A 1,659-nucleotide genomic window follows, 5' to 3' on the forward strand; every position below is an offset into this window, starting at 1 on the left:
TCGCAGAAGAGTTCAACTAGTTTATCCATGCCTGTTCCTAATAAGATCGTTTTTTTCTTGGTCGAAAATTTTGATCTTGGAACAGGCACTGAGTTCCATTTTTTTATCCAGAGTTCAGGTTCAGGTTACTTTTAGTATTATCTGGTTGCTTGACAAAACAACGGACACAGAAATGCGACTTATTCAGTAGTGATTAGAGTCTAATCATACGATTACCCGATACAGGGAAGAATACTGGGCAAAACCAGAGAGGATGACGATAAAAAACTCAATATGAAAAAATGAAAATTACACTCCAATATAGAGCATAAAAATCTATGGTTCCCCTCGTTTTTGCAACACTCATTTTTGATGAATTTTTGGCTTGCTTAAATCTATCCGGCGTCACTGTAGGCAAGGAGCCTGCGCCTCGATGAGTTCCGCGCCTGATGAACCTTAAAACCTTGTCGGCTTGAAAGAGCCATTTTTTATGTTAGGTTTCTCATCAGGCCGGTAGGCCGTTCATGTCATCAATAATCAGTCTTCGCAAAACCAGTGGGGTAACATTTAAATAGGTTCACAATGACGCCAGCTTTAGGCGACAAATACCGTGTGTTGTGTCGTAATGGCCCACGCTATCCGGGCGAGTTTATTAGCCAATGCACAGGCCACGATATTAGAGTGCTTTCGTTCAAGCTGCTGCTTAACCCAGTCAGCCAGTTTTCCCTGCCGGTGCTCAATCTGTTGCATGAATGACCGGGCGCAGAGTACCAACAGTTGCCGGAGCGTCTTATTACCCCGTTTACTGATACCCAATAAGGTCGTCCTTCCCCCGGTGCTGTACTGGCGGGGAACCAAACCCGTCGAGGCCGCAAAATCCCGGCTGCGAGAATATTGTTTTCCATCACCCAGTTGTGAGGAAAGCACACTCGCCGTGATGGGACCAATACCGGGGATCGTCATCAGCCGTTGTCCGGTATCATCCTGAATGATTTCCTGTGACAGTGCGGTCTCAATCTCGGTGATTTGCCCAACCAGATAGTGATAATGCGCCTGTAACCGTAGTAATATTTGCACCAAATAAGGTGGAAGAGGATGTTCGGCCAAAACARTGGAGAGTCGTTTTATCACGGCAATCCCCTTGGGCATACTGATGCCAAACTCAAGCAGGAAAGCTTGCATCTGATTGGTGGTTTTGACTTTATCCCGGACCAGTGATTCCCGGACACGATGCAACGCTCGCATGGCTTGTTGGGCTTCCGTTCTGGGCTGAACAAAACGCATTGAAGGTCGTGAGGCGGCTTCACAGATGGCTTCCGCGTCAATAAAATCATTCTTGTTACTTTTGACAAAAGGACGGACAAACTGCGGTGAAATCAGCTTAGCCTCATGCCCCAAATCAGCGATCCGCCTTGCCATGAAATGCGCGCCAGCACAGGCTTCCATCACAACCGTTGCCGGAGAGCAATCGGCTAAGAATTCCATCAATTTAGTTCGGGTGAATTTTTTACGTAGCAGAGCTTTTCCCGATTGCTCCTGACAATGGACATGAAAAGAATGCTTGCCGAGATCGATGCCAATCAGTGCGATAGTGTTCATGATGGTAGCCTCTTATCAAAGATAATCACTCTGCTAATATACTGCCGTTAGAGTGAGGGGAACCATCTCATTACCTTGGGG

General features: G+C 46.5%; 1 protein-coding gene. It reads right to left on the minus strand.

Annotated features, from left to right (window positions below):
* Positions 1–573 precede the first annotated feature (573 nt).
* Complete coding sequence (locus D3222_RS24470) at positions 574–1,578, minus strand: IS110-like element ISPlu13 family transposase (RefSeq protein WP_118988342.1); 1,005 nt, start codon at positions 1,576–1,578, stop codon at positions 574–576.
* Positions 1,579–1,659: the final 81 nt, after the last annotated feature.

Source organism: Photorhabdus sp. CRCIA-P01 (genome assembly GCF_003545805.1).
Taxonomy (GTDB): Bacteria; Pseudomonadota; Gammaproteobacteria; order Enterobacterales; family Enterobacteriaceae; genus Photorhabdus; species Photorhabdus antumapuensis.